The 6277-nt window shown below is 29.7% G+C and carries 4 protein-coding genes; all 4 read left to right on the plus strand.

Features of this window, described 5'->3' with window-relative positions:
* Positions 1–238 precede the first annotated feature (238 nt).
* The 4 genes from Q0F58_RS16310 to Q0F58_RS16325 are packed head-to-tail and all read left to right on the plus strand — an operon-like array spanning position 239 to position 5565.
* On the plus strand, positions 239–475 hold the full coding sequence (locus tag Q0F58_RS16310; RefSeq protein WP_294378906.1) for a helix-turn-helix domain-containing protein: 237 nt from the start codon (positions 239–241) through the stop codon (positions 473–475).
* Between the two features lie 21 nt (positions 476–496).
* Positions 497–3877: a hypothetical protein gene (locus Q0F58_RS16315; RefSeq protein ID WP_294378909.1), complete on the plus strand. Its 3381-nt coding sequence runs from the start codon at positions 497–499 to the stop codon at positions 3875–3877.
* Positions 3864–4322 carry a hypothetical protein gene (locus Q0F58_RS16320; protein WP_294378911.1) on the plus strand — a complete coding sequence of 153 codons (459 nt, stop codon included), beginning with the start codon at positions 3864–3866 and terminating at the stop codon, positions 4320–4322. The genes Q0F58_RS16315 and Q0F58_RS16320 overlap by 14 nt, the downstream gene beginning before the upstream one ends.
* A gap of 1 nt (position 4323) precedes the next feature.
* Positions 4324–5565 (plus strand): 5'-methylthioadenosine/S-adenosylhomocysteine nucleosidase, encoded by a 1242-nt coding sequence (locus Q0F58_RS16325; RefSeq protein ID WP_294378913.1) that lies wholly within the window; start codon positions 4324–4326, stop codon positions 5563–5565.
* The last annotated feature ends 712 nt before the right edge of the window (positions 5566–6277 follow it).

Below are 6277 nucleotides of genomic sequence, written 5' to 3' on the forward strand. Positions count from 1 at the left end.
ATCATATATTGTATATAGAGTAAATTATATTATGAAAAAGCAAACCTTTAATTTGTATGGTTAGAGGGCTACTTTGATTAAATTTGATTTTTCTATATAAAATTGAACTTGTCCTATTATTGAAAATATATTTTGTACATACAAATGAGGTGGACTAAAACGAGTCCCATTATATCATCTACAAGCAATAAAATTAATATAAGGTGGACTAAAAATAGTCCAAGATTGAGGTGATATTTTGGAACAGAAGATAAAGCAGGATTCTAATGGAAATATTGGGAGAAATATACGAGCAATAAGAAAGTCAAAGGGGATTGGGCAGACAGAACTTGTACGTTTGTTGGACTTGCAGGGAATTTCTATTACTAGAGAGTGCCTTGTTAAAATAGAGAGAGGTGTGCAGCATATACAGGTTGAGCAATTAAAAGCAATAAAAGATGAACTTGGAACTACTTATGATGAACTGCTGAAATGATAGATATAGGAGAGAAATAAAGTGCATAAAATTACAAATGCTATATTAGGTGCTTCAGTTCAATTTCAAATGGGAAGAGCAAAGAAAAACAGCCATGCTCAAAAAGATTTGATGAAAAATTTAAAGGCGTTTAAGTTTAACAGAGATAATTTTATTTTTAATCAAATATTTGAAGAGTTAAATACATCAAAATTAGGGGAAGGGTATATTAATGGAAATTTTTTCCCACCCACTATTTCTGAAATTTCCAGATGGAGTGAAATTGAATTTGGCACTCAATTTGACCTGGAATTGAGATGGAATATGAAAATATTTTATGAGTATAGAGAGGCTATAAATGATTTTGTTAAAACTAAAAATAATGTAGAAACTTTGATTTTACAAGAAAGATATCAAGAGGCATTAGATATTTTATCAAATTTTGAGGAAAAATATGGGGTGTCCTTATGGTTATTAGAGAACAAAATATATTTATATAGCAAATTAGAACGTGGTATTGAGGATGAAATATTAAGTGAATGTCAATATGATAGTGCTGTTAAGTCAGTTTTGCTTTTTTATAAATTGAAAAATGACCCTAATTTAGGAAGCAGAGATTATGACTATATTGTCAAAAGAGAACTACAAGAATTTTTAAGAAAATGTCCAGAAGAAAAAGACACAGAAGAGTACTTTCAGTATATGATAGGTGCATTTAGTTTTGAGTACTCAGACACCAAAATATTTACATTGCTTAAAAATACCTACAAAATGCCATTGGTGGATAGATATATAGTATTTATCGATATTTGTACATATATTATATCGTCAAATAGCAAATATATAAGTGTTTTAAAAGAGCATGCTTCTAATATGGTAGAGATAGAAGACAGAGTACTACAATCAGTATATTTTGTCATTTCAGATAAAAAAAATAACAATATAAAAGATGACTTGCTTCCTATAAAGGACACATTAATGGAAGGAAATTTTCCAGCATGCCAAGAAATGTTGGAAATATATATACAAAAAAATCCAAGTAACGTAGAAGCAATTTGTTTGTATGCAAAAATTATCGCGTCAATGCAGATTGAGGAAAACCATTTTAATAATACCTTAAACACAATTATTAATTCACTGTCTGCAATATTTACAATGAAAAAAGATTATAATGATAATGTAGAAAATATTTATAAAATATTAGTAATTCATTCAAAAGCTACATGGGCAAAAGCAATAAATTATGAGATAACGAAAAATTGCAATCCATTTTCAGGGGATATATATACTGCATCAGAAAAAGCAAGTTCTATACAAGGTATTACTTGGGAAACTGTATTTACTTTTAAAGATGTAGAATGGATAAAAAGGGGATTGGTTTGTGACAACAAATATATACGTTTTAGACTAGCACTTAAAGAGGGCGACTATTCTACCGCAGAGCAATTATGTGAATGTCAAGATTTAAGAAATATAGTAGTTACTTTAGAAAAATGTAACAATAATGATTTTGATGAATTTCCATTAATTAAAAATCCTCAAATAGAATCATCATTTCAATTAACAAATATCAATATATTGTGGAATAGATTGAATATTAACAGTAATGCAGATTTTGGGATAACTCTTTTTGTAAATTGCTTTATTAAGAATAAATTGGTAGCACTTTTTATGCCGATGGGAAAATATATTGAATATTGCGATAACCTTCAAGAGGAAAAACCTAATCTTACAACAATAATTTTCTATTACATATACATTAGTTACTTTGATATTAGTAGAAAGGACGACCTAGTTTTCCTTTTGGAGATATTTTTCAATGAGAAGAATATCTCAAAGCCGTCCAAGATGGATATATATTCATCTGATTATGATAGAGCGCAATTAATATTCTTTTTAAAGAATGTCTGTGTCCAAACCATTCTTGGACCTATATTAATTAACATGAAGACAACAAAGGAGTTGGATGATGAACGATTGGAGATTTGTCAGATATTACGCTCTTTAGATGGAACAGAAGAAAAGGCATATGAACAGGAAATAAAAGATATAACTCATAAATTGTTCATAAATGAAGGAGTTCAGACATTACAAAATAGCAAAATTGAAGTAAATACTGAAGGAATAAAATCGAGACTATTGGCAGATACCAAGGAAGATTTCCAAAGATTGATGCTATATCGTTCATTACAAATGGATAAAATCTTAGAATATTTGGGTAAATATCAAAATACATTGAGAGTAATCAATTTTGACAGTAATCAATTGTTTAAAGATATTATCATTACGATTAGAGATGCTTTTGTATCTGGAGACGAGTATGGTCTAGAGGGAAACCTTAGCATGAATATTCGCCATGGTACTTTGTCGGAACAATTAAGAAGACCTCTTTTAAATGCCAATTTGTTTGCGGTATATAATAATAAAGAGGGTTTATATGTGTTAGACGACAAATTGAAGTATCCTGCAAATATGAAAAATGCAATTACTAATATTATAGGAACTCTTAATGAGGACACGGAAGACATAATCAATTACTTAAAGAAACAATTAATTCAAGTAAAGACTGAAAAAAAACATACAAATGGTGTTTTCGATTATTCCATGAACGAAGACAATTTCGCCCATTTGTTATTCTATTTAAAAGAGGATATGGAATTTGAAGATTATTTAGATATTGTATTCACATATTTATGGGAACTTACAGAAAGAAATCTTGATAATATAAAGGCTAGAATTAAAGGGGAAATTTCAGAAAAGTACAACAATGCATTTGATAAGGCAAGGAAGCAATTAGCAATGATAGATAAAGGGAAAAAATGTACGGATATTGCTAAAAAGATAAATGAATCTGAAATAGAACTTCAAAACGAATTAAACATAATATGTAGTTGGTTTAAACGGAGCGCTAGTAGTCAATATCAAGATTTTAACTTGGATAGTGCTTTCCAAATTGCACTAAAGATGATTCAAAATGTGCATCCTAATAAAAAATTTAAAGCAACATGTATAGAGGAAGACTTTGACAGGAAGATAAAAGGAGGATTTTTAAAAAATTATTGTAATATTTTTTATACCTTATTTGATAATGTCAATGCTTACGCAATGCCAAGTAGGGGAATAATTGAAATAAGATATAAGTTAAAAGTCCAAAATAACACAATAGAAATATACATGGAAAATGACTATGACTGCTCTCAAAATTACGAAGAGCAGCAATTAAAAATGGAACATGCAAAGAGCTTAATAAAAGATAAAAAATATTTGTCGAAGGCTAAAACTGAAGGAGGCTCAGGAATTCCGAAAATATGTAAAATTTTAAATGTTGATTTATATAAAGACCCTCAAATTGATTTGGGTGTGGATGACAATAAAAAAATATTTTATATAACAGTAAAAGGAGTGCCAATTGGAACAGTGTAAGATATTGATTGTAGAAGATAATCCAAAGAAATTAAATAATCTTAAGACCTGGATAAAAAGTAAGGTAACAGACGTTTTTATAAAAGAAGCTATTTCATATACATCAGGAGTGAGAGAAATATACAATAATTGTTGGGATTTGATTTTTTTGGATATGTCTTTACCAACATACGATGTGACTCCTCAAGAACAGGGTGGGGATAAAAAGCCACTGGCAGGTAAAGAGATTTTAAGAAGAATGTCATATAAAAAAATTTATATTCCTGTGATTATTATTACTCAATTTGATACATTTGGAGATAAGGAAATTTCGATAGACTCTTTAAATGAAGAATTTAGAACAGCTTATTCATCAATATGGCGTGGAACAATAAATTATGATGAAATAAATACAAGTTGGATGGAAGAATTAGAAAGAATATTTACGAAAATAATGGAGAAATAGAATGGCAAAAATACTAATAGTAGATGATAACCCTAATAAACAACAAATGATAGGTAGTGTAGTTACAAAAGTATGTGAAAATCGGCAGGATGTAGAAATTTTAACTGCATTAGAGATTGTAGATGCTAAAAGAAAATTGGAAGAGCACAATATTGACATAATGATTTTGGATATATGTTTACCTATAAGAATTACAGAGAAACCTGATAAAGAGGGAGGTATCAAACTTTTAAGAGAAATAAAACATGCTTCTTCGAAATACATGTATCCCAAATATGTTATTTCCATATCGGAATATGAGGAGGAACTTGAAAAATTTTCTTCTGGAGAAGGAATAATTCATGAATCAATCCATTACGATATAACACAGACTGATTGGTCTGAAAAACTTGAAAAGTATTTGGGTATAGCATTAACAGTGTTATCCAATAATGTGATACATAGGAATTATGATTACGATATTGCTGTGATTTGCGCTTTGCCCGAAGAATTATCAAGCATAAAGAAATCATTGCAAGCAGTTGAACGGTGTAAAGTGCCATATGATAATGACATATATTATCATGGTTATTATGAAATTGATGGAACAAAGAGAAAAGTAGTTATTTCATCAGCCAATCAAATGGGAATGGTTGCAGCCACATCATTAACTACAAAAATGATAGCTAATTTTACTCCAAAGTATGTAGTAATGACTGGAATAGCGGGAGGCACTAAACCAGACAAGATGAACTATGGAGATATAATAGTTGCTACATCTGCTTGGGATTATCGTGCGGGAAAAGATATTTACAATGAAGAAGGAAAGCAGCATTTAAATACTATTAATCAAATCAGTATAGATGCAAAATTAATAAATTATTGTAGACAGTTAGCTGAGGATAGAGTTACATTACAAAGCATAGAGGACGGTTTTGATAATGGGAAAAGACCTGATAATCGTTTGAAATTACTATTAGGACCTGTTGTTTCAGGAGCATCGGTCGTTACGGACCCTCAAATCGTACAAGATGTTCTAACAAACCAGGATAGAAATGTTTTAGCAATAGAAATGGAAATCTATGGAGTATACTATGCTGCCCAATGGGCGATAGAGCCAAGACCTAAATACTTTGTGGCATTGAAATCTATTAGTGATTTTGCAAATCCCAATAAGGGAGACGATTATCACCAGTATGCTTCTTATACTAGTGCTAAGGCTTTTGAAATATTGGCAAAACAATATTTTGAATACAATTTTTGAAATAGTTGACTTCTCAAATAAATAAAAGCAATAGAATTGTATTTTTGAAAAAATGCATTGCAAGAATGGAATCTATTTATTAATCGGAACATTGAATGATAAAATGTTCTTTTTATGACGCAAACAAAAAGTGCTCAAGAGGAAACATCTTCAGAGCACTTTTTGTTATGATAAATAAAAAACTCAGACCCGAAAGCCTGAGTAAAAGATTTTTATCATATTATTAATTATTATATACATATTAAGTATATATAAGGAGTGAAAAATGCGTAGAACATTTTTCTCTCTTTAGTGAATTGTTTTATCACAGAGGTTAGAACCTCTTACATTAATATTATATAAAAGCATGGAAGTGAAATCAATAGTAATTCTTATTTTTTTAGTTGTAAAAAGAGTGAATCGTTAATATTTCTTCTTAAAAAACTTATAAATTATCTAACCCCAAAATCATATTTTAAGCTGTTTTACGAGATTCTTACGTTTGCAACCTATGCAACTGTTTTCAAACCGAGAAATGTACGCAGTTACTAACCTATGCGACTAATTGGCTATAAATAATATTTAAATATTCTTATAAAGGCTTATCTATGCAGTTTTAACGTGTGCAACTGTGTTCATTTTTGGTACTTTCCTTACTTGCTATTTCGGGGCTTCACATTTCCATGATTGGAATGGGACTCTATCAGCTTTTACGAAGAGCAGGATTAAAAAT

Source organism: uncultured Clostridium sp., assembly GCF_934754915.1.
Taxonomy (GTDB): Bacteria; Bacillota; Clostridia; order Clostridiales; family Clostridiaceae; genus Clostridium.